The organism is Pelagibacterium lacus, from assembly GCF_003345525.1.
GTDB lineage: Bacteria > Pseudomonadota > Alphaproteobacteria > Rhizobiales > Devosiaceae > Pelagibacterium > Pelagibacterium lacus.
In genome coordinates, this window is record NZ_QQNH01000006.1 from 98,644 (window position 1) to 116,415 (window position 17,772).

The window sequence follows — 17,772 nt, forward strand, 5'->3', positions numbered from 1 at the left end:
GCGCACAACGCCCATTTGGGAGCTTTTAATGCCCAATGTTGACGACGATCCGGTGAGAACCATCCCCGTCGCCCGCGCCCTTGTCCGGTCGCGCGGCCGCTGGCGGTTCTTCGCCTTCCTCGCCTTGGCGCTTGCGGTGCTGGTCGCCTTTCTGCGCTTCGGCCCGGCCATCGCTCCGGCGAGCCAAGCCATTGCACGGGTTGGCATTTCCGGGGTGATCTCCACCAGCGCCGAGCGCACCGCCCTGCTCGACCGCCTGGCCGAGGACGAGACGGTCGAGGCGGTGATCGTCGAGATCAACAGCCCCGGCGGCACCACGGCGGGCGGGGAGGAGCTTTACATGTCCCTGCGCCGAATCAGCGAGCGAAAACCGGTGGTTAGCACGATCGGCGAACTGGGCGCCTCGGCCGCCTATATGGCCGCCATCGGCACCGACCGCATCTTCGCCCGCAATCTCTCCATTGTCGGCTCGGTGGGCGTCTATGTGCAACATATTGACGCGCAAGGCTTTTTCGAAATGATCGGCGTCGATCTCGACAAGGTGGCCTCCGGGCCGCTCAAGGCGGCGCCCGACTATGACGAGCCGCTGACGCCCGAGGCGCGGCAACCCCTTGAAGACCTTGTGCAATCCTCCTTCGACTATTTCCTCGATCTCGTCGTCGAGCGGCGCGGGCTCACGGCCCAGGAGACCCGACAGATCGCCGATGGCCGGGTGTTCAGCGGCCTCGCCGCCCATGCGCTCGGCCTGGTCGACGCGGCCGGCGGCTATGAGGACGCCCGCGCCTGGCTCGAATCCGAGCACGACATTGCCGCCGATCTCCCGGTTTTCCGGGCCTGGCCGCGCGACGAAGGCTTCGATTGGGTGGATTTTATCCTCGGTCGGGCCGGCCATGCCATACTGGGCGATGGCAGGACGGTGGGCTTGCCGCTTGACGGTTTGGTCTCGCTTTGGCACCCTTCGGCGCAATAAAACCGACAAAGCCAAACAGGCATTGGGCTTTTGAGCGCCGGGGGCGTGCGATATCCATGATCAAATCCGAACTCATCGAGAAACTGGCGGCGGAAAACCCGCATCTTTTCCACCGCGATGTCGAAAACATCGTCAATGCCATCCTCGATGAGGTGGGTGACGCGCTGGCCCGGGGCGATCGCGTGGAGCTGCGCGGCTTCGGGGCGTTTTCGGTCAAGAACCGCCCGGCCCGGGTCGGCCGCAATCCGCGCACCGGCGAACAGGTCGATGTGGGGGAAAAATACGTGCCCCAGTTCAAGGCGGGCAAGGAAATCCGCGAGCGGCTGAACGGGCACTGAGCCCGATCGCCGCCGCTCAACAGGGATAGCTAGGCATCATGCGCAAACGCATCGTCGGATGGCTCGTGCTCGTGCCCTTGTGCCTGCTGGTCCTCGTCTTCGCCTTGGCCAACCGCCATCAGGTCGCGGTCAATTTCAACCCGCTGATCGCCGTGGACGAAGCGGCGCCCGGCTTCGGGGTGCCGCTGTTCCTCGTCATCTATGCCGTTCTTTTCCTTGGCATTTCCTTGGGCGGACTGGCGGTGTGGCTGACCCAGGGCGCCCATCGCCGGGCCGAGCGCCGCCTGCGCCGCGACAATGAGCGGCTCGCCGCCGAGCTCGACGCGGCCCGCCGCGCCCCGGCCCGCCCGGCCGATCCGGCCCTCCTCGCCGCCGACGACCTGGCATGAGCGGGCCGGTCATCAAGATCTGCGGGGTCACCACCCCCGACATCCTCGACCATGTGATCGCCGAGGGCGCCGACATGGTGGGGTTCGTCCATTTCGCCAGAAGCCCGCGCCATCTGGAGATCGAGCGCATCGCGGCCCTGGTCGAGCACGCCGGCGGCCGCATCGAGACCGTGGTGCTGCTGGTCGATCCCGACAATGACACCGTCGCCGCCGCGACCGGCACCGGAGCCGCGTGGCTGCAGCTGCATGGGAGCGAGCCCAAGGGCCGCGTGGCCGATATCCGCGAACGCTCGGGGCTGAAGATCATCAAGGCGCTGCCCATCGGGGACGCCAGCGACGTGCGCCAGGTGCCCTTCTACCGCCCGGTCTGCGACCGGCTGCTGGTCGATGCCCGCCCCCCCAAACAGGCCGATCGCCCCGGCGGGCTGGGCAAGGTGTTCGACTGGTCGCTGCTCGAAGCCCTTGACCCGGGCTTGCCCTTCATGCTTTCCGCTGGGCTCACCATCGACAATGTGGCCCGGGCGGTCGAGAGGGTACGTCCCTTTGGCCTCGACGTGTCCTCGGGGGTCGAGCGCGAGCGGGGGATCAAGGACGAGGGCCTCATCTCCCAATTCATCGCCCGCGCCCGGGCCGTCCGATAATCCGGGCAGAGTTTAAGGTTTTGAGCATTATGAGCCAGCACAGCGCCAATTCCCTGCGTCAGGGGCCCGACGAGAATGGCCGCTTCGGCCTCTATGGCGGCCGCTTCGTCGCCGAAACCCTGATGCCGCTGATCCTCGAACTGGAACAGGCCTATCATGCCGCCCGCGTCGATCCCGATTTCCTTGGTGAGATGGACGATCTGCGGGTCCATTTCGCCGGTCGGCCATCCCCGCTCTATTTCGCCGAGCGCATGAGCGGCGAACTGGGCGGGGCGAAAATCTATTTCAAGCGCGAGGACCTCAACCACACCGGCTCGCACAAGCTCAACAACTGCCTGGGGCAGATCCTGCTCGCCAAGCGCATGGGCAAGACGCGCATCATCGCCGAGACCGGAGCCGGCCAGCACGGGGTGGCCACCGCCACGGTCTGCGCGCGGTTCGGCCTGCCCTGCACGGTGTTCATGGGCGCCACCGACGTGGAGCGGCAGATGCCCAACGTGCTGCGCATGCGCATGCTGGGGGCCGAGGTGCGCCCGGTGACCGCCGGAGCGGGCACGCTCAAGGACGCCATGAACGAGGCCCTGCGCGACTGGGTGACCAATGTGGACACCACCTATTACCTGATCGGCACCGCCGCCGGCCCCCACCCCTATCCGCAGATGGTGCGCGACTTCCAGAAGGTGATCGGCGAGGAGATCCGCACCCAGATCACCGCGGCGGAAGGCCGGCTGCCCGATGCGATCGTGGCCTGTATCGGCGGCGGCTCGAACGCCATCGGCACCTTCTATGATTTCCTCGACGAGGGAAGCGTGAGGATTTTCGGCGCCGAGGCGGGCGGGCACGGGCTCGAGGTCGAGAACGGCCACGCCGCCTCGATGACCGGCGGGCGCCCGGGCGTGCTGCATGGCAACCGCACCTATCTGCTCCAGGACGACGACGGGCAGATCCTCGAGGGCCATTCGATCTCGGCCGGGCTCGACTATCCCGGCGTCGGCCCCGAGCACGCCTTCCTGCGCGATGCCGGCCGGGTCACCTATGTGCCGGTGACCGACGCCGAGGCGCTCGACGCCTTCATGGCCTGCACCAAGCTCGAAGGCATCATTCCCGCCCTTGAAAGCGCGCATGGGCTGGCCCATGTGATGAAGCTCGCCCCCACCATGGGCAAGGACGAGATCATCGTGCTGTGCCTTTCGGGCCGCGGCGACAAGGACGTGGAATCGGTGGGCCGGCATCTGGGCATGGCGCTGTAGCCGCCCCGGCGACCTCCCGCCCCAAAACCCCGATCAGCCCCGTGACCGGCCAGCTCCGCGTTTTATGCATGGCTGGTAGTCCCTTACAGGCGCTTGTCCTCTTGGCACTTCATGCCCATCTTCAGCGTAACGGAATAAGACGCTGGTCCAAGGAGAACGACAATGGCACACAATCGGGTTTTGAATTCCATCTCGGACTTTTTCGGCGACATCGGTCGCGCCCGCAACGCTTCGAGCATCTATAGCGAGCTGTCCCACCTTTCGGATGGCGCGCTCAAGGCTCGCGGCCTGACGCGTGAAGGCATTGCCTCGCATGCCTTCAACAAGGCTTTCCCCTCCAAGTAAGCCCGGCAGTCCGCTGGCGAGCGGCGCCTGCGACCGACCAAACCCCTCGACCGCCTCCGGCGGCGAGGGGTTTTTCGTTTTCCCTTCCCCGCAATCGCTTGCGGTTCGCGGTTAACCGCGCACAAACCATCTTCCAAACACGCGCCATTTGCTGCTATCAGCGGCGCCATGAAAGCTCCGCACAAGACCCCGCTGTCCCGCATCCGCAATTTTTCCATCGTGGCCCATATCGACCACGGGAAATCGACCCTGGCCGACCGCCTGATCCAGTCGACCGGCGGGCTCGACGACCGCGAGATGAAGGAGCAGATCCTCGACTCCATGGACATCGAGCGCGAGCGCGGCATCACCATCAAGGCCCAGACGGTGCGGCTCGAATATGAGCATACCGATGGCGAGCACTATGTGCTCAACCTGATCGACACCCCGGGGCATGTCGACTTCGCCTATGAGGTCAACCGCTCGCTGGCCGCCTGCGAGGGCTCGCTCCTCGTAGTCGACGCCGCGCAAGGGGTCGAGGCACAGACCCTCGCCAATGTCTATCACGCCATCGAGGTCAATCACGAGATCGTCCCCGTCCTCAACAAGATCGACCTGCCCGCCGCCGAGCCCGAGCGCGTCAAGCAGCAGATCGAGGACGTGATCGGCATCGACGCTTCGGACGCGGTGGAGATTTCCGCCAAGACCGGGCTGGGGATCGACAAGGTTCTGGCCGCCATCGTCGAGCGCCTGCCGGCCCCCAAGGGCGACGAGACCGCGCCCTTAAAGGCCATGCTGGTCGACAGCTGGTACGATCTCTATCTCGGCGTCGTGGTGCTGATCCGGGTGATCGACGGCCGCATCCGCAAGGGCCAGAAGATCCGTATGATGCAGGCCGGCGCCACCTATGAGCTCGACCGGGTCGGCGTCTTCACCCCCAAGCTGGTCGAGGTCGGCGAGCTCGGGCCGGGGGAGATCGGCTTTTTCACCGCCTCGATCAAGGAAGTGGCCGACACCAATGTCGGCGACACCATCACCGATGACCGCAAGCCCGCCGCCGAGCCGCTGCCCGGCTTCCGCCCGGCCCAGCCGGTGGTGTTCTGCGGCCTGTTTCCCGTCGACGCCTCCGATTTCGACGATCTGCGCGCCGCCATGGGCAAGCTCAGGCTCAACGATGCGAGCTTTTCCTTCGAGATGGAAACCTCGGCGGCGCTGGGCTTCGGCTTCCGCTGCGGCTTTCTGGGGCTGCTGCATCTGGAGATCATCCAGGAGCGGCTGAGCCGCGAATTTAATCTCGACCTCATCACCACCGCGCCCTCGGTGGTCTATGAGGTCAAGCTCACCGATGGCAGCGAGATCCTCCTGCACAACCCCGCGGACTTGCCCGACCCGGTCAAGATCGAGGAGATCCGCGAGCCCTGGATCAAGGCCACCATTCTCACCCCGGACGAATATCTCGGGGCGATCCTCAAGCTGTGCCAGGATCGCCGCGGCATGCAGACCAATCTCTCCTATGTCGGCCAGCGCGCCATGGTCGAATACGACCTGCCGCTGAACGAGGTGGTGTTCGACTTCTACGACCGGCTGAAATCGATCTCCAAGGGCTATGCAAGCTTCGACTATCAGCTCGACGACTACCGGGCCGGCGACCTGGTCAAGATGAGCATCCTCGTCAATGCCGAGCCGGTGGACGCGCTGTCCATGCTCGTCCACCGCACCCAGGCCGAGCATCGCGGCCGCCAGATGTGCGAAAAGCTCAAGGAGCTGATCCCGCCCCATCTCTTCGTCATTCCCATCCAGGCCGCCATTGGCGGGCGCATCATCGCCCGGGAGACCGTGCGCGCCATGCGCAAGGACGTGACCGCCAAATGCTATGGCGGCGACGCCACCCGCAAGCGCAAGCTTTTGGAAAAGCAGAAGGAGGGGAAAAAGAAGATGCGCCAGTTCGGCAAGGTCGAAATCCCCCAGGAAGCCTTCATCAAGGCGCTCAAGATGGACGACTGAGGGGAACCTATGGACGGGGGGCGGATTACCCCTCCTCCACAGCCATGAGCCGCCATGGGGGAGCGGCCCGGGAAGGAGCCCGGCATGAAGGGACCCCAGAACACCCCGCCCCAAGATAAACCTCCTCAGGACACCGGCGGCACCGCCGGCAAGCAGCAGGGCGCTCGCTTCCTCGTCGACACCTTGGGCGTCGCCACGCGGGATGCAGCCCAGGAGGGCGATGAGTCCATCGAGGACGTCCCTGCCCCCGACAGCCCGCCAAAGGCGCCGTGAGGCGCTACCAGACGACGGCATGAAACCATGAAAAAGGGCCGCGTGCTGCGCGGCCCTTTTGGACTTTGTTTTGTCGCCTTTCCGAACCGAATAGGCGGCGCCCGGCCGCGTCAGGCGGCGTGGGTGGCTTCGATCGGGGTGGTAAGGATTTCGCGGATCTTGGCTTCGTCCTTGGTCGCCCGCAGGCGATCGACCACGCCATCGGTGCGCAACAGGCGCGCCACGCGGCTGAGGGCCTTGAGGTGGTCGGCGCCCGACCCCTCGGGGGCGAGCAGCATCACCACGAGGTCAACCGGCTGGTCGTCCACCGCATCGAAATCGATGGGTTGGGCGAGGCGTGCGAAAACGGCGACCACCCGGGGCAGGCCCTTGATCTTGCCATGGGGGATGGCAATCCCGTTGCCCAGCCCGGTCGAGCCGAGCTGTTCGCGGTTCATCAGCGTTTCGAAGATCGTCTGAGCGTCGATGCCAACAAGGGCCGACGCGCGGTCGGCCAGTTGTTGGAGGAGTTGGCGTTTGCTCGCGACCTTGGCGCAGGCAATCACCGAGTCCTGCGACATGATGTCAGCAAGTTCCATTACAAAACCTTTGGATGTCGTTGTTCACGATGACGGCCGACCATCTCGTCTCAGCCCGCACCATGATCCATCGTCCAATACGATGGCATGGGGGCAACGCACGTCATGCTCCTGACAGGGCCGGATCAATCCATCCGATGTTCCCGTCGGCCCGGCGGTAAACCACATTCATGCCGCCATGTCCAGCGTGGCGGAAGACAATCACGTCCGATTGCGCCAGATCGAGCTCCATGACCGCCTCGCCCACGCTCATGGTGCGCAGGTTCTGCGTGGTCTCGGCGATGACGGGGGGCGCGAAATCCTCGGCCAGTTCCTCGTCGCCCGGCACGGCGAGCACATAGGCGGCGTAATCGTCGCCGGCTCCGTTGCCATTGGCATTGCGGCGGTGATTCTTGAGTTTGCGCTTGTAGCGGCGCAGGCGCTTCTCGATATGGGTGGCCATGTCCTCATAGGCCAGGGTCGCATCATTGGCCGAGGCGGTGGCCTGCAGCACGATGCCGGTATCGAGGTGAATCAGGCAGTCGGCCTTAAAACCGATCCCCTCGGGTTCGAGGGTGAGGTGTCCGTCATAGCCTCCATCGAAATATTTTCCCACGGCGGCGTCGATACGGTCCGAAGCCTTGCCCCGCAGGGCATCGCCGACATCCATATTCTTGCCAGAAACACGCAAGCTCATAATAGCCTCTCGATCTGGTTACGAACGCCCGGCCATGGGTCCAGGCCCAAGTGTCACCGGGCAGGGTGAGTCTAGCCCTCTTGGCCGATGCTTGGCAATCGCCATCGAGGCCCGGCCACCCGATTCCTTTGGGTGACGGTGGATAACATCTTGGCTATGATAGAGGTTCCGGCTCGGAGGGGAGGCCCGTTTTGATATTGTTTTCCAATGTCTTGGCAGGGGTGTCCCTTGCCGCGCTCGTCCTGGGTTTCGCCATTGTGGTGGGCCATGTCGCCTGGAGACAGACCGCCCTTATCCGTACGCGCAGGCTCAATCCCTTCTCGCTCTCCGATGCGCTGGACGTGCTTGGAGGCCGCCACCACCCGCCGGGGGCGCCGAGCTTCTTTCAGACCCGGCACGGGCGCTGGTCGCTGTGGCTGATGGTCGGCGGGCTGTTCGGCCTGCTCGCCGCCGCCGCGCTGTTCATCATCGCGTGAAAGCGCCGCATCGGCCCGGTTTCCCCGCTTATTGTCACGTCAGGCGACGGCAGGTATAGTCGGCGCAAACAGGCACTAACGGATCGAACCGACCGCAATGACCATTTCCTCACGGGCCGAAACGCAGTCCTCCCGCGGCCCCTGCCTCATGGCCGTGCTGCGCATGGCGGGCCTGCGTCCCACGCGGCAGCGCCTGGCTCTGGCCGAATTGCTGTTTTCCGGACCGCATCGCCACATCAATGCTGAGCAATTGGCCAGCGAGGCGGAACAGGCGGGCGTGCGGGTTTCCCTGGCCACCATCTACAATTCGCTGCACCAGTTCCGCCAGGCCGGGCTGCTGCGGGAAATCTCGGTGGACGCGGCGCGCTCCTATTTCGATACCGACACCACCGACCATCACCATTTCTTCATCGAGGACGAGCAGCGGATCGAGGACATTCCGTCCGATTCGATCCAGATCGCCGGCATCCCCGACGCGCCGACCGGCATGAAGGTGACTCACGTCGATGTGATCGTGCGGGTCAAGCGCACGCAATAGGCGCGCGTCCCGAAGCGGCGGGCACTATTTAGAAGCGCTGCGGTCCGGGCCTAGAGGTCGGGGTGCTGGAAGACCAGGCTCGCATTTGTGCCGCCAAAGCCGAAGCTGTTGGACAGCACCACGCCCAGATCGACGTCGTCGCGCCGCTGGCGCAGGATCGGCATATCGGCGAATTCGGGATCGAGCGTTTCGATATTGGCGCTTTCGCAGATGAAGCGGTTCTGCATCATCAGGAGCGAATAGATGCATTCCTGCACCCCCGTCGCCCCCAGCGAATGCCCGGTCAGCGACTTGGTGGCCGAGAGGGGTGGGCACTTGTCCTCATTGCCGAACACTTCGCGCAGCGCCTCGATCTCCTTGCGGTCCCCGACCGGGGTGGAGGTGGCGTGCGGGTTGATGTAGTCGACCGGCGCCTTGACGGTGTCGAGCGCCATGCGCATGCAGCGCACCGCGCCCTCGCCCGATGGGGCGACCATGTCATAGCCGTCCGAAGTGGCGCCATAGCCGACGATCTCGGCGATGATATTGGCGCCGCGCGCCTTGGCGTGCTCGTATTCCTCGAGCACCAGCACCCCGGCGCCGCCGGCGATCACGAAGCCGTCGCGGTCCTTGTCATAGGCGCGGGAGGCCTTTTGCGGCGTGTCGTTGAAATTGGAGCTCATGGCGCCCATGGCGTCGAACAGGTTCGACATCGACCAGTCGAGATCCTCGTGCCCGCCGGCGAACACGATGTCCTGCTTGCCGAGCTGGATCTGCTCATAGGCGTTGCCGATGCAATGCTTGGAGGTGGCACAGGCCGAGGAGATGGAATAGTTCACCCCCAGAATGCCATAGGCGGTGGCCAGCGTCGCCGAAGCGGTCGAGCTCATGGCCTTGGGTACGGCGAGCGGGCCGATGCGCTTGGGGCTTTTCTTTTCTCGGGTGATGTCGGCCGCCTCGACCACGGCGCGGGTCGATGGTCCGCCCGAGCCCATGACGATGCCGGTGCGCGGGTTCTTGATGTCGCCCTCTTCCAGCCCGGCCTGCTCGATGGCCTGCTGCATGGCGATATAGTTCCAGGCCGCGCCCTTGGCCATGAAGCGGGTGGTGCGCCGGTCGAGCACTTCGAAGGGATCGAGGTTGGGCGCGCCATGCACCTGGCAGCGAAAGCCCAGCTCGACGTAATCCTCGGCCCGGGAGATGCCGGGGCGGGCATTTCTGAGGCTGTCGAGCACCTCGTCGAGATTGTTCCCGATGGAGGAGACGATCCCCATGCCGGTGACGACAACGCGCTTCATGTGCTGTGCCTCATGGTCTTTTTCGCGGTTCGCACGGAAGGCTAAAGAGCGCCCATGTCCGTAAAAAGGCCGACCCGCAAATCCTTGGCCTCGTATATGGTCTTGCCATCGGCTTTTACAAAGCCGTCGGCAATCCCCAATGTCAGTTTCGAGCGCATGACGCGCTTGATGTCGATTCCGTATTCGACCTTCTTGACGTCATTGGTCACCTGACCGGTGAACTTGATCTCGCCGGCCAGGGCCCGCCCGCGGCCGGGGGAACCGCCCCAGCCGAGGAAGAACCCGGTCATCTGCCACAAGGCGTCAAGCCCCAGGCAGCCCGGCATCACCGGGTCGCCGTGGAAATGGCACTGGAAGAACCACAGGTCCGGCGTCACGTCGAGCTCGGCGCGCACCAGGCCCTTACCGAACGGCCCGCCGGTGTCCTCGATCTGGGTGATCCGGTCGAACATGAGCATGGGCGGGAGCGGCAATTGCGCGTTCCCGGGTCCGAAAAGCTCACCGCGCCCACAGGCCAGCAACTGGTCGTAGTCATAGAAATGAGCGCGTTCCGCCATGGACTCCCCTCAAAATGGTCATGGTCTGTGTAGAAGGCATTGCCACGGGGGGTCAATAGACCTTTTGGCAACACCGCCCGCAATTTGGGGCTTGCCGTCGATGCCCGGTCACGCCATCTGCGCCTTTTTGCGGCGCCGGCGCACCACCGAGGAGGGGATGTTCATGGCTTCGCGGTATTTGGCCACGGTGCGGCGGGCCACGTCGATGGCCTGCTCGCGCTTGAGGATCTCGGCGATGGTGTCGTCGGAGAGAATGGCGTCGGGCGCCTCGGCCTCGATCAGCTGCCTGATGCGGTGGCGCACCGCCTCGGCGGAATGGTCCTCGCCACCCGAGGCCGAGCCCAGCGCCGTGGTGAAGAAATATTTCATCTCGTAGAGCCCGCGCGGGGTAGCGATATATTTGTTCGCCGTCACGCGACTCACCGTGGATTCGTGCATCTCGATGGCATTGGCGACCATCTTGAGCGTCATGGGCCGCAGATGCGCCACCCCGTGGGTGAGGAAGCCGTCCTGCTGCCGGACGATCTCGGTCGCCACCTTGAGGATGGTCTGGGCCCGCTGGTCGAGGCTCTTGGCCAGCCAGTTGGCGGTGTTGAAGGCATCGACGAGGAAGCTCTTTTCCCCCGGATCGCGGGTGCGCCCGCTCACTGTGGCGTAATAGACCCGATTGACCAGCACGCGCGGCAGGATGTCGGTGTTGAGCTCGATCTGCCAATCGCCGCGCGGCGAGCGCCGCACAAGCACGTCGGGCACCACCGCCTGCACCGGTGCCCCGTCGAAGGCGCGGCCGGGCCGGGGGTCGAGGGCGCGCAATTCGGCCAGCATGTCGGAGAGGTCGTCCCGGTCGGCCCCGATGCGGCGGCCCAGCGCCATGAGGTCGTGGCTGGCCACCATGTCGAGATTGTCGAGCAGCGCCGCCATCATCGGGTCGAGACGGTCCTTGTCGCGCAGCTGGATGGCGAGGCATTCGGGGAGGGTGCGGGCGAAGACCCCGACCGGATCGCAGCCCTGCACCTTGAGGAGCACGGCCTCGACGGTTTCGGACGTGGTGCCGAGCTGTTCGGCGATCTGGCCGATCTCGGCGGCGAGATAGCCGCGCTCGTCGAGATTGTCGATGAGGTTCTGCGCGATCAGCCGCTCGGCGGGGGATTTGAGGATCATCCCCACCTGCTCGGCCAGATGGGCGCCCAGCGACACCACGCTTGGGACGTATTGATCGAGGTCGGGGGCTTCCCCGCCCAGCCCGCCGCCCTTGCCTTCGGGCCACATGCTGGCCTGGCTCACCGAATCCTGGCCGGTCTGTTCGGGGAACACATTGGCGACTTCGGTGTCGAGGCTGTTGGCGATGGTGACCGCGCTGCCGAGATGGGAGGCGTGGTCGACCACGTCGCGATAGGGATCGATCTCCTCGGGCCGCTCGCGCTCCAGGGGGGTGTCGGTCTCCGGCCCGTCCTCGCGCTCGAGCAGGGGATTGCGCAGCAATTCGGCGTCGACGAAGGCGCTCAGTTCAAGATGGCTCAATTGCAGCAGCCGGATCGACGCCATCAATTGCGGCGTCAGCGTCAGCGATTGCGTCTGCCGGATATCCAGCCTTGGCGTAAGGGCCATGCCTCCCCCGAAATTCTTCGCGCTTCTCGATTTCACCGGCACCCGGTTTCGGGGCGAATCCTAGCCAGTTTTGGCGCAAGGAACAAGGCGGCTATACAATTTCCATGCCAATCGCCGCTTGCCTACAGCGAGAAACTTTCGCCCAGATAGACACGGCGCGCCTCGGGATCGGCCATGATGGTCTCGGGCCGCCCCTGGATCATCACCTTGCCGCCATGGATGAGATAGGCGCGATCGACCAGCCCGAAGGTCTCGCGCACCTGATGGTCGGTGATCAGCACCCCGATGCCGCGCCGGGTCAGCTGCCGCACGAGGCCCTGGATATCGGCCACCGCGATGGGGTCGACGCCCGCGAAGGGCTCGTCGAGCAGCATGAATTTGGGGTCGGCGGCCAGCGCGCGGGCGATCTCGACCCGGCGCCGCTCGCCGCCCGAAAGGGCCAGCGCGTCGGCGTCGCGCAGATGGGAGACGGAGAATTCCTCCAGCAACTGGTCGAGGCGCCGGTGGCGCTCGGCGCGGTCCCTGATATGGCCCTCGAGCACGGCCAGCACATTGTCCTTGACCGAGAGCCCGCGAAAGATCGAGGCCTCCTGGGGCAGGTAGCCGATGCCCAGCCTTCCGCGCTGATAGAGGGGCAGATGGGTGATGGGCAGCCCGTCGAGCAGCACCTCGCCGCCATCGGGGCGCACCAGGCCCATGATCATGGTGAAGACCGTGGTCTTTCCGGCCCCATTGGGGCCCAGAAGCCCCACCGCCTCGCCGCGGCGCACGGCGAGCGAGACGTCGCGCACCACGGCGCGGCGCTTGAAGCTCTTGGCCAGCCCATGGGCCACGAGCCATCCGGTCTGGTCGATCTGGGCCATCAGTTCCCCGGGGTGAAGGTGGAGGTGACGCGCCCCCCGCTGCCCTGCGAACCGGTGAACGAGGACGTCCCGGCCCGTGTGTCGATCACCAGCCGCTCGGCATTGACCGTGCCGGTGGGATTGGTGACCAGCACATTGCCGGAAAAGGTCAGCACCCGCAGGGTAAAATCGTAAAACACCGAATCGGCCTCCACGGTCTGCTCGTCGGTGCTCATGGTCACCCGTCCGCCCGACGTGGAGAAGTTTTCGAGGTCCGAGGGCCCGCCCTCGCCATAGGCGGCCAGCAGCACCGGAGCGGTCAGGCGCATGGCGCCCTGGGTCACCACAACATCGCCGGTAAAAGTCGCCGTGCTCGCCTCCTCGTTGATTTCGAGGTCGTCGGCGGTGACGTTGACCGCGTCGCCGGCGGTTTCGGCCAGTCCGCCAAATCCGGCCGGGTCGGTGACGGTGGTCTGGGCCAGGACCGGGCCAGCAACCAGCCCGAGGGCGAGAACGAAGGCGAGGCTAGTTGGGCGCATCGGGGGCCTCCACGGCAAAGGGATCGCGTTGGGCGCCGCTGTCGGGCTGCGGCACCATGTCGAGCGAAACGCCCCCAAACTGCCAGAGCGCGGCGCCAATGTCATGAACCATCGTATCGGCGATCAGTTGCGCGCCGCCCTCGAAGGTGAAGCGCACCGGCCCGTCGCTGAGGATGCGCTGATTGGCCCAGTCGACCTCGACCCCGGCCAGGATGCCACGCGCCCCGGTGGAATCGGACACCACCACGTCCTCGTTGGAGGTGAGGTATTCGGTGCTCATCGACCAGGTGGCGGTGGAAAATTCGGCGTCGGCCACATAGCCGTCCTCGCCGGAGAGATCGATGCGCAGCCCGTAAAGGTCGATGGTGTCGAGATCGCCGACCCGCGTCTCGGCCCGTTCGGAGACCATGGAATAGACCGTGCCCGCCTCGGTGCGTCCCTCGAAGGCCGGGCCGTCGACCACCAGCGTGTCGTTTTCGAGCCGTATCCCCTCAATGGGGATGACGTCGCGCACCGCCGTCGCCGCCAATTGGAGGGCCGGCAGCGCCAGGATGGCCAGCCCCAGCACCGGCACCAGCCAGCGCAGGGTGGCGATGCGCCGGTTGTGCCGGGCGAAGCGGTTATAGCTGTCGAGCCTGACGCTGGCGCTGGGCGGGGTCATCGGCGCGAGGGGCCTCAGCTATGGGCGAAGATGTCGGTCTCGGGCCAGCCGGCCAGGTCGAGACGGGCCCGTGTGGGCAGGAAATCGAAGCACGACGCGGCAAAGCGCGCCCGGTCCTCGCGCGACAGCATGCGGTCGAGATGGCGGCGCAGGTCGTGGAGGTAGAGAACGTCGGAGGCGGCGTAGTCGAGCTGGGCCTGGCTGAGCGTTTCGGCGCCCCAGTCCGAGGATTGCTGCTGCTTGCTCATATCCACATTGAGCAGTTCGCGCGAAAGGTCCTTGAGCCCGTGGCGGTCGGTATAGGTGCGCACCAGCTTCGAGGCAATCTTGGTGCAATAGACCGGGGCGGGCATCACCCCGAAGGCGGCATAGAGCGCCGCCATGTCGAAACGGGCGAAGTGGAACAGCTTGGTCTTGGTCTCATCGGCCAGGAGCGCGGCGATATTGGGCGCTTCGGTCTGGCCGGGCAGGATCTGGACCACGTCGGCGGTGCCGTCGCCGGGGGAGAGCTGGACCACGCACAGCCGGTCGCGGCCGGGATTGAGCCCCATGGTTTCGGTATCGATGGCCACCTGGCGGCCGGTATAGCGGGAGAGATCGGGCAGGTCGCCCTTGTGCAGTCGAACGCTCATCTGTGGTCCTGTCTCAAGATTCGGGCGGCTGGATCCGCGTCGGCCCGCGCCGGACCGGGTTTGTCGCGCTTGATGCCACACCCCGCCCCGGGCTGCAAATGCAACGTTGACGCTCCCGGCCCCAGGCGGCAGTCTGCCGCTCGCCGGGCGGGGCGTCCTCCGTCCCCTCGCCAAAGGAGACACCATGCGCCGCGCAACCGGCCTGCTGGCCATAGGGCTTTCGCTGCTCCCCGGTGTTGCGGCCGCCCAGCCCGACGCCACCGCGCAGCGGTTTCTCGACGACAGCCCCTCGATGATGGATTTCGGCATCGACCGGCTGCAGACCCATCTGCAGCTTGCCGTCGATTACGACCCGGCGGAGAACGCCATCACCATCCGCCGGCTGGTCCTCGTGCAACATGACGACCCGCTCGATTTCGCCGAGGATTGCCGCCAATGGGCGATCACGATGCGCGGCAGGGCGGGGGTGCATGGCGGCGCGGTGGCCGGAGGTCTGGGCCATTCCGACTTCGCGCACTTCTTTGCCCATGCCGGCCCCGGCCGCACGCTGGACGGGGTGGCCGAAGCCGAGGCGCTGGCCGCGCTCGACCGCCGCCGTGTGACCTGGCCGGTCCTGCGCCGGGCCCGCCGGGGCAGGACCGCGCCTCCGATCACGACCCGCTCTGCCTTCGACTGCAACACCACCCCCACTCAGGCGCTGCCCCCCTGAACAGGGGGGTGAACGCACTGCCTTCGGCCTTTAGCCTGCCCCGCACTTTTTCATGGAGATGAATTGCACTCGGGTGCGTTCAGCTCAGTGATTTGGGGAGGGGGAGCTTTGGTGCCCATCGCGTTGGACAGTAGCAGCGAGAGTGCCCGTGTGGCGATCTGCGTCAAGGACCTGAAATCGCACCTTGAAACCGAGCAACCGCTTGAGCGCTCCAAGATACTGGCGATGGCGCACATCTTCAGGCGGGATTTGTTCGGGCCCGACGTGGCCCCAATGGAGATGCTGGATCGGCCCTTCAGCTTCGACCGCCAAACAGCGGCGAGCGTATATGGCGTACTGGAACAATTGCGCAATACCAATCTCCGGCAAATGGAGAGCACCCGGAAGTCGCTGGCACGAATGGATATGCCGCTTCCCGATTTCATCTTGAGCCACGTCAGGACCTCAGCACGGGCTCTCGAGGTGTGGATGGTGACGGTTGGCGTGGGGATATCGCCGGACATGCGCGCCGATGTCCGCGCCATATGGGGCCATCTGGAGGGGGCAAGCCCGGTCCTGCCGGTCGCGTTCGCGGCGCTGCGGGCCTTTGCGGATGCCAATGAAGAAGTGACCGGCATACGCGGCAAAGCGCTTTTCAACAGCCTCGATGATGGTTTGTGGGCGGAGGCCTGCCGGTATATTCCGGCCTTCACGCGGGCGCGCATCTCAACCCAATAGCGATGCCGCCAACCGGGACCAGCGGTGGTCACCAGGCGGGTGACTTCACCGATTCCCAAGTCATCGCAAGAGCTTAGGGAGATGATGGTGCCCAGAAGAAGACTCGAACTTCCACTCCCTTTCGGGAACTAGCACCTGAAGCTAGCGCGTCTACCAATTCCGCCATCTGGGCAACGGAGGCACGCAATAAGCTGCGGGCCGGGCTTTGTCAATGCACTCGCATGCAGCAAGCCGATCATTTTCTCACGCGCCGGCAAGCCCGCCGCGGGGCTCAGAAATCGGCGCCGTTGAAGCGGGTGATGGCGTCGGCGTCGTAATGGGGGTCCTCGAGACAGTTGACGTTGATCACATGCAGGCCATTGCCCTTGGCGTCGGTGCCCGAGGCGAAGGGCTGGATGCCGCATGTGGTGCAGAACTGATGCGCGATCCGGTGGCTGTTGAAGCGATAGGTGGCCAGCGCCTCCGCGCCGCTCTCGAGGGTGAAATCGGCATCGGGCACCGAAGCCATCACCGCGTTGAGGCGCCGGCAGCGCGAGCAATTGCACATGAAGGGGGCCTCCAGCGCCGTGCGCGCGGTAAACCGCACCGCGCCGCATTGGCAACTGCCCGCATAGGTCCGTGCTTGGGCCATTTCCGGCCTCCCGGTTCTTGCTGCAATAAGAACAAAGATAGAACGAAAAGCGCGGCGTCGTCAAGCGCTTCCAATTTGGCCGCAACCGCTCTAGAACGGGCCATCCTCATCGAGAACTTTGGCGACGGACAGGCTTTCCCATGACGGTCAAACCCAGCAAGCTGGCTACCATTTTCGGCGGTTCGGGCTTTATCGGCACGCAGGTCACCCAGGAGCTGGCGCGGCGCGGGTTTGCGGTGCGGGTCGCGGTGCGCCGCCCCGACCTCGCCGGGCATGTGCGCATGTTCGGCTTTCCCGGCCAGATCCAGCCGGTGCAGGCCAATCTGCGCTATTCCGATTCGGTCGCCGCGGCGGTGCGCGGGGCCGATGTGGTCGTCAATCTCGTCGGCATCCAGGTCGAGCGCGGCCGGCAGCGCTTCCGGTCCATCCAGGCGCAGGGGGCGAAAACCGTGGCGGAAGCCGCCCGGGCGGCCGGAGCGGCCCGGCTGGTGCATGTCTCGGCGCTGGGGGCCGATCCCAGATCGCCTTCGGCCTATGCCCGCGCCAAGGGGCTGGGAGAGGCGGAAGTGCGCAAGGCATTTCCCGATGCGGTGATCCTGCGCCCCTCCATCGTTTTCGGCAGGGATGACGGGTTCTTCAACCTATTTGGCACGCTGGCCCGCATGTTGCCGGTGATGCCGGTGATCGGCGGCAAGACGCGCTTCCAGCCGGTCTATGTCGGCGACGTCGCCGAAGCCATCGCCCAGGCCGCCGAGGGCGCGGTGGAGGGCGGCAAGATCTATGAGCTGGGCGGGCCGGAAATCCTCACCATGGAGGAGATCATCGACCGGGTGCTCGAGCAGACCCATCGCCGCCGGCCGCGCCTCGCCGTGCCCTTCGGGCTCGCAAAGCCGCTCGCGGCGCTGATGGCCCTGCTGCCCCAGCCGCTGCTCACCCCCGACCAGGTGGTCCAGCTCGGGCTCGACAATGTGGTCTCCCCCGAGGCGCTGCGTCAGAAGCGCACCCTCGCCGCCTTCGGGGTGACCCCGACCACGGTCGACGCCATACTGCCCACCTATCTGTGGCGGTTCCGCAAGCATGGCGAGTTCGACCGCCACGTCAATCCGCTGGCCGATGGCTGAGCCGCGCCGGGCCCGATCGGT

At 65.5% G+C, this 17,772-nt stretch carries 23 protein-coding genes and 1 tRNA gene; 13 read left to right on the top strand and 11 right to left on the bottom strand.

Annotated features, from left to right (window positions below; all coding sequences use genetic code 11):
* Positions 1–28 precede the first annotated feature (28 nt).
* The 8 genes from sppA (at position 29) to DVH29_RS06450 (ending at position 6,189) form a co-directional block, all read left to right on the top strand.
* On the top strand, positions 29–970 hold the full coding sequence (gene sppA / locus DVH29_RS06415; protein WP_114645340.1) for a signal peptide peptidase SppA: 942 nt from the start codon (positions 29–31) through the stop codon (positions 968–970).
* Positions 971–1,026: 56 nt separating this feature from the next.
* Positions 1,027–1,308 (top strand): integration host factor subunit beta, encoded by a 282-nt coding sequence (locus DVH29_RS06420; protein ID WP_114645341.1) that lies wholly within the window; start codon positions 1,027–1,029, stop codon positions 1,306–1,308.
* A 38-nt stretch (positions 1,309–1,346) separates the two neighbouring features.
* The gene (locus DVH29_RS06425) at positions 1,347–1,697 is read left to right on the top strand and encodes a lipopolysaccharide assembly protein LapA domain-containing protein (RefSeq protein ID WP_114645342.1); all 351 of its coding nucleotides are present in this window, start codon (positions 1,347–1,349) and stop codon (positions 1,695–1,697) included.
* On the top strand, positions 1,694–2,338 hold the full coding sequence (locus DVH29_RS06430; RefSeq protein WP_114645343.1) for a phosphoribosylanthranilate isomerase: 645 nt from the start codon (positions 1,694–1,696) through the stop codon (positions 2,336–2,338). The genes DVH29_RS06425 and DVH29_RS06430 overlap by 4 nt, the downstream gene beginning before the upstream one ends.
* A gap of 29 nt (positions 2,339–2,367) precedes the next feature.
* Positions 2,368–3,588, top strand: a complete 1,221-nt coding sequence (gene trpB / locus DVH29_RS06435) for a tryptophan synthase subunit beta (RefSeq protein WP_114645344.1) — start codon at positions 2,368–2,370, stop codon at positions 3,586–3,588.
* A gap of 162 nt (positions 3,589–3,750) precedes the next feature.
* A complete protein-coding gene (locus DVH29_RS06440) occupies positions 3,751–3,933 on the top strand; it encodes a DUF1127 domain-containing protein (RefSeq protein ID WP_147276017.1) in 183 nt (60 codons plus the stop codon).
* Positions 3,934–4,101: 168 nt separating this feature from the next.
* Entirely contained in the window at positions 4,102–5,916 is a 1,815-nt protein-coding gene (gene lepA, locus DVH29_RS06445) for a translation elongation factor 4 (RefSeq protein WP_114645346.1), read from the top strand.
* 84 nt (positions 5,917–6,000) lie between these two features.
* Positions 6,001–6,189 (top strand): hypothetical protein, encoded by a 189-nt coding sequence (locus DVH29_RS06450; RefSeq protein ID WP_147276018.1) that lies wholly within the window; start codon positions 6,001–6,003, stop codon positions 6,187–6,189.
* Positions 6,190–6,299: 110 nt separating this feature from the next.
* On the opposite strand, the gene ptsN is transcribed toward DVH29_RS06450, so the two are convergent.
* Together ptsN and hpf are read right to left on the bottom strand one after the other, a co-directional pair.
* Complete coding sequence (gene ptsN / locus DVH29_RS06455; RefSeq protein WP_114645348.1) at positions 6,300–6,767, bottom strand: PTS IIA-like nitrogen regulatory protein PtsN; 468 nt, start codon at positions 6,765–6,767, stop codon at positions 6,300–6,302.
* Between the two features lie 103 nt (positions 6,768–6,870).
* The gene (hpf, locus tag DVH29_RS06460) at positions 6,871–7,443 is read right to left on the bottom strand and encodes a ribosome hibernation-promoting factor, HPF/YfiA family (RefSeq protein WP_114645349.1); all 573 of its coding nucleotides are present in this window, start codon (positions 7,441–7,443) and stop codon (positions 6,871–6,873) included.
* Positions 7,444–7,634: 191 nt separating this feature from the next.
* Between hpf and DVH29_RS06465 the strand changes: the two genes are divergently transcribed.
* On the top strand, positions 7,635–7,919 hold the full coding sequence (locus tag DVH29_RS06465) for a hypothetical protein (RefSeq protein ID WP_147276019.1): 285 nt from the start codon (positions 7,635–7,637) through the stop codon (positions 7,917–7,919).
* A 97-nt stretch (positions 7,920–8,016) separates the two neighbouring features.
* Positions 8,017–8,457 (top strand): iron response transcriptional regulator IrrA, encoded by a 441-nt coding sequence (gene irrA / locus DVH29_RS06470; protein ID WP_281270807.1) that lies wholly within the window; start codon positions 8,017–8,019, stop codon positions 8,455–8,457.
* Positions 8,458–8,507: 50 nt separating this feature from the next.
* Here the strand turns inward: irrA and fabB are convergent, their stop codons facing one another.
* The 7 genes from fabB to DVH29_RS06500 all read right to left on the bottom strand — a co-directional run bounded on the left by fabB (position 8,508) and on the right by DVH29_RS06500 (position 14,573).
* Positions 8,508–9,734 carry a beta-ketoacyl-ACP synthase I gene (gene fabB / locus DVH29_RS06475; RefSeq protein WP_114645351.1) on the bottom strand — a complete coding sequence of 409 codons (1,227 nt, stop codon included), beginning with the start codon at positions 9,732–9,734 and terminating at the stop codon, positions 8,508–8,510.
* A 41-nt stretch (positions 9,735–9,775) separates the two neighbouring features.
* Positions 9,776–10,291 carry a 3-hydroxyacyl-[acyl-carrier-protein] dehydratase FabA gene (gene fabA, locus DVH29_RS06480; protein WP_114645352.1) on the bottom strand — a complete coding sequence of 172 codons (516 nt, stop codon included), beginning with the start codon at positions 10,289–10,291 and terminating at the stop codon, positions 9,776–9,778.
* A gap of 108 nt (positions 10,292–10,399) precedes the next feature.
* Positions 10,400–11,899, bottom strand: coding sequence for an RNA polymerase factor sigma-54 (rpoN, locus tag DVH29_RS06485; protein ID WP_114645353.1), 1,500 nt, complete (start codon positions 11,897–11,899; stop codon positions 10,400–10,402).
* Between the two features lie 122 nt (positions 11,900–12,021).
* Entirely contained in the window at positions 12,022–12,762 is a 741-nt protein-coding gene (gene lptB, locus DVH29_RS06490; RefSeq protein ID WP_114645354.1) for an LPS export ABC transporter ATP-binding protein, read from the bottom strand.
* Complete coding sequence (locus DVH29_RS06495) at positions 12,762–13,280, bottom strand: LptA/OstA family protein (protein ID WP_158541584.1); 519 nt, start codon at positions 13,278–13,280, stop codon at positions 12,762–12,764. Before DVH29_RS06495 ends, lptB begins: the two co-directional genes overlap by 1 nt.
* A complete protein-coding gene (locus DVH29_RS16180) occupies positions 13,267–13,941 on the bottom strand; it encodes a hypothetical protein (RefSeq protein ID WP_147276020.1) in 675 nt (224 codons plus the stop codon). The genes DVH29_RS06495 and DVH29_RS16180 overlap by 14 nt, the downstream gene beginning before the upstream one ends.
* A 14-nt stretch (positions 13,942–13,955) precedes the next feature.
* A complete protein-coding gene (locus DVH29_RS06500) occupies positions 13,956–14,573 on the bottom strand; it encodes a ribonuclease D (RefSeq protein WP_114645356.1) in 618 nt (205 codons plus the stop codon).
* 184 nt (positions 14,574–14,757) lie between these two features.
* Here DVH29_RS06500 and DVH29_RS06505 point away from each other — a divergent pair, with 184 nt between their 5' ends.
* Positions 14,758–15,282 carry a hypothetical protein gene (locus DVH29_RS06505; protein ID WP_114645357.1) on the top strand — a complete coding sequence of 175 codons (525 nt, stop codon included), beginning with the start codon at positions 14,758–14,760 and terminating at the stop codon, positions 15,280–15,282.
* Positions 15,283–15,393: 111 nt separating this feature from the next.
* Entirely contained in the window at positions 15,394–15,999 is a 606-nt protein-coding gene (locus DVH29_RS06510; RefSeq protein WP_147276021.1) for a hypothetical protein, read from the top strand.
* Between the two features lie 85 nt (positions 16,000–16,084).
* Here DVH29_RS06510 and DVH29_RS06515 read toward each other — a convergent pair.
* Both DVH29_RS06515 and DVH29_RS06520 read right to left on the bottom strand, forming a co-directional pair.
* Positions 16,085–16,171 (bottom strand) — tRNA-Leu (locus DVH29_RS06515).
* 99 nt (positions 16,172–16,270) lie between these two features.
* The gene (locus tag DVH29_RS06520; RefSeq protein WP_114645359.1) at positions 16,271–16,630 is read right to left on the bottom strand and encodes a GFA family protein; all 360 of its coding nucleotides are present in this window, start codon (positions 16,628–16,630) and stop codon (positions 16,271–16,273) included.
* Between the two features lie 140 nt (positions 16,631–16,770).
* On the opposite strand from DVH29_RS06520, the gene DVH29_RS06525 reads away from it, so the two are divergent.
* A complete protein-coding gene (locus DVH29_RS06525; RefSeq protein ID WP_114645360.1) occupies positions 16,771–17,751 on the top strand; it encodes a complex I NDUFA9 subunit family protein in 981 nt (326 codons plus the stop codon).
* Positions 17,752–17,772: the final 21 nt, after the last annotated feature.

What these genes read in the sequence shown, in the direction of transcription:
- sppA (WP_114645340.1), top strand. Translation starts at nt 29, where the DNA reads ATGCCCAATGTTGACGACGATCCGGTGAGAACCATCCCCGTCGCCCGC.
- DVH29_RS06420 (WP_114645341.1), top strand. Translation starts at nt 1,027, where the DNA reads ATGATCAAATCCGAACTCATCGAGAAACTGGCGGCGGAAAACCCGCAT.
- DVH29_RS06425 (WP_114645342.1), top strand. Translation starts at nt 1,347, where the DNA reads ATGCGCAAACGCATCGTCGGATGGCTCGTGCTCGTGCCCTTGTGCCTG.
- DVH29_RS06430 (WP_114645343.1), top strand. Translation starts at nt 1,694, where the DNA reads ATGAGCGGGCCGGTCATCAAGATCTGCGGGGTCACCACCCCCGACATC.
- trpB (WP_114645344.1), top strand. Translation starts at nt 2,368, where the DNA reads ATGAGCCAGCACAGCGCCAATTCCCTGCGTCAGGGGCCCGACGAGAAT.
- DVH29_RS06440 (WP_147276017.1), top strand. Translation starts at nt 3,751, where the DNA reads ATGGCACACAATCGGGTTTTGAATTCCATCTCGGACTTTTTCGGCGAC.
- lepA (WP_114645346.1), top strand. Translation starts at nt 4,102, where the DNA reads ATGAAAGCTCCGCACAAGACCCCGCTGTCCCGCATCCGCAATTTTTCC.
- DVH29_RS06450 (WP_147276018.1), top strand. Translation starts at nt 6,001, where the DNA reads ATGAAGGGACCCCAGAACACCCCGCCCCAAGATAAACCTCCTCAGGAC.
- ptsN (WP_114645348.1), bottom strand. Translation starts at nt 6,767, where the DNA reads ATGGAACTTGCTGACATCATGTCGCAGGACTCGGTGATTGCCTGCGCC.
- hpf (WP_114645349.1), bottom strand. Translation starts at nt 7,443, where the DNA reads ATGAGCTTGCGTGTTTCTGGCAAGAATATGGATGTCGGCGATGCCCTG.
- irrA (WP_281270807.1), top strand. Translation starts at nt 8,017, where the DNA reads ATGACCATTTCCTCACGGGCCGAAACGCAGTCCTCCCGCGGCCCCTGC.
- fabB (WP_114645351.1), bottom strand. Translation starts at nt 9,734, where the DNA reads ATGAAGCGCGTTGTCGTCACCGGCATGGGGATCGTCTCCTCCATCGGG.
- fabA (WP_114645352.1), bottom strand. Translation starts at nt 10,291, where the DNA reads ATGGCGGAACGCGCTCATTTCTATGACTACGACCAGTTGCTGGCCTGT.
- rpoN (WP_114645353.1), bottom strand. Translation starts at nt 11,899, where the DNA reads ATGGCCCTTACGCCAAGGCTGGATATCCGGCAGACGCAATCGCTGACG.
- lptB (WP_114645354.1), bottom strand. Translation starts at nt 12,762, where the DNA reads ATGGCCCAGATCGACCAGACCGGATGGCTCGTGGCCCATGGGCTGGCC.
- DVH29_RS06495 (WP_158541584.1), bottom strand. Translation starts at nt 13,280, where the DNA reads ATGCGCCCAACTAGCCTCGCCTTCGTTCTCGCCCTCGGGCTGGTTGCT.
- DVH29_RS16180 (WP_147276020.1), bottom strand. Translation starts at nt 13,941, where the DNA reads ATGACCCCGCCCAGCGCCAGCGTCAGGCTCGACAGCTATAACCGCTTC.
- DVH29_RS06500 (WP_114645356.1), bottom strand. Translation starts at nt 14,573, where the DNA reads ATGAGCGTTCGACTGCACAAGGGCGACCTGCCCGATCTCTCCCGCTAT.
- DVH29_RS06505 (WP_114645357.1), top strand. Translation starts at nt 14,758, where the DNA reads ATGCGCCGCGCAACCGGCCTGCTGGCCATAGGGCTTTCGCTGCTCCCC.
- DVH29_RS06520 (WP_114645359.1), bottom strand. Translation starts at nt 16,630, where the DNA reads ATGGCCCAAGCACGGACCTATGCGGGCAGTTGCCAATGCGGCGCGGTG.
- DVH29_RS06525 (WP_114645360.1), top strand. Translation starts at nt 16,771, where the DNA reads ATGACGGTCAAACCCAGCAAGCTGGCTACCATTTTCGGCGGTTCGGGC.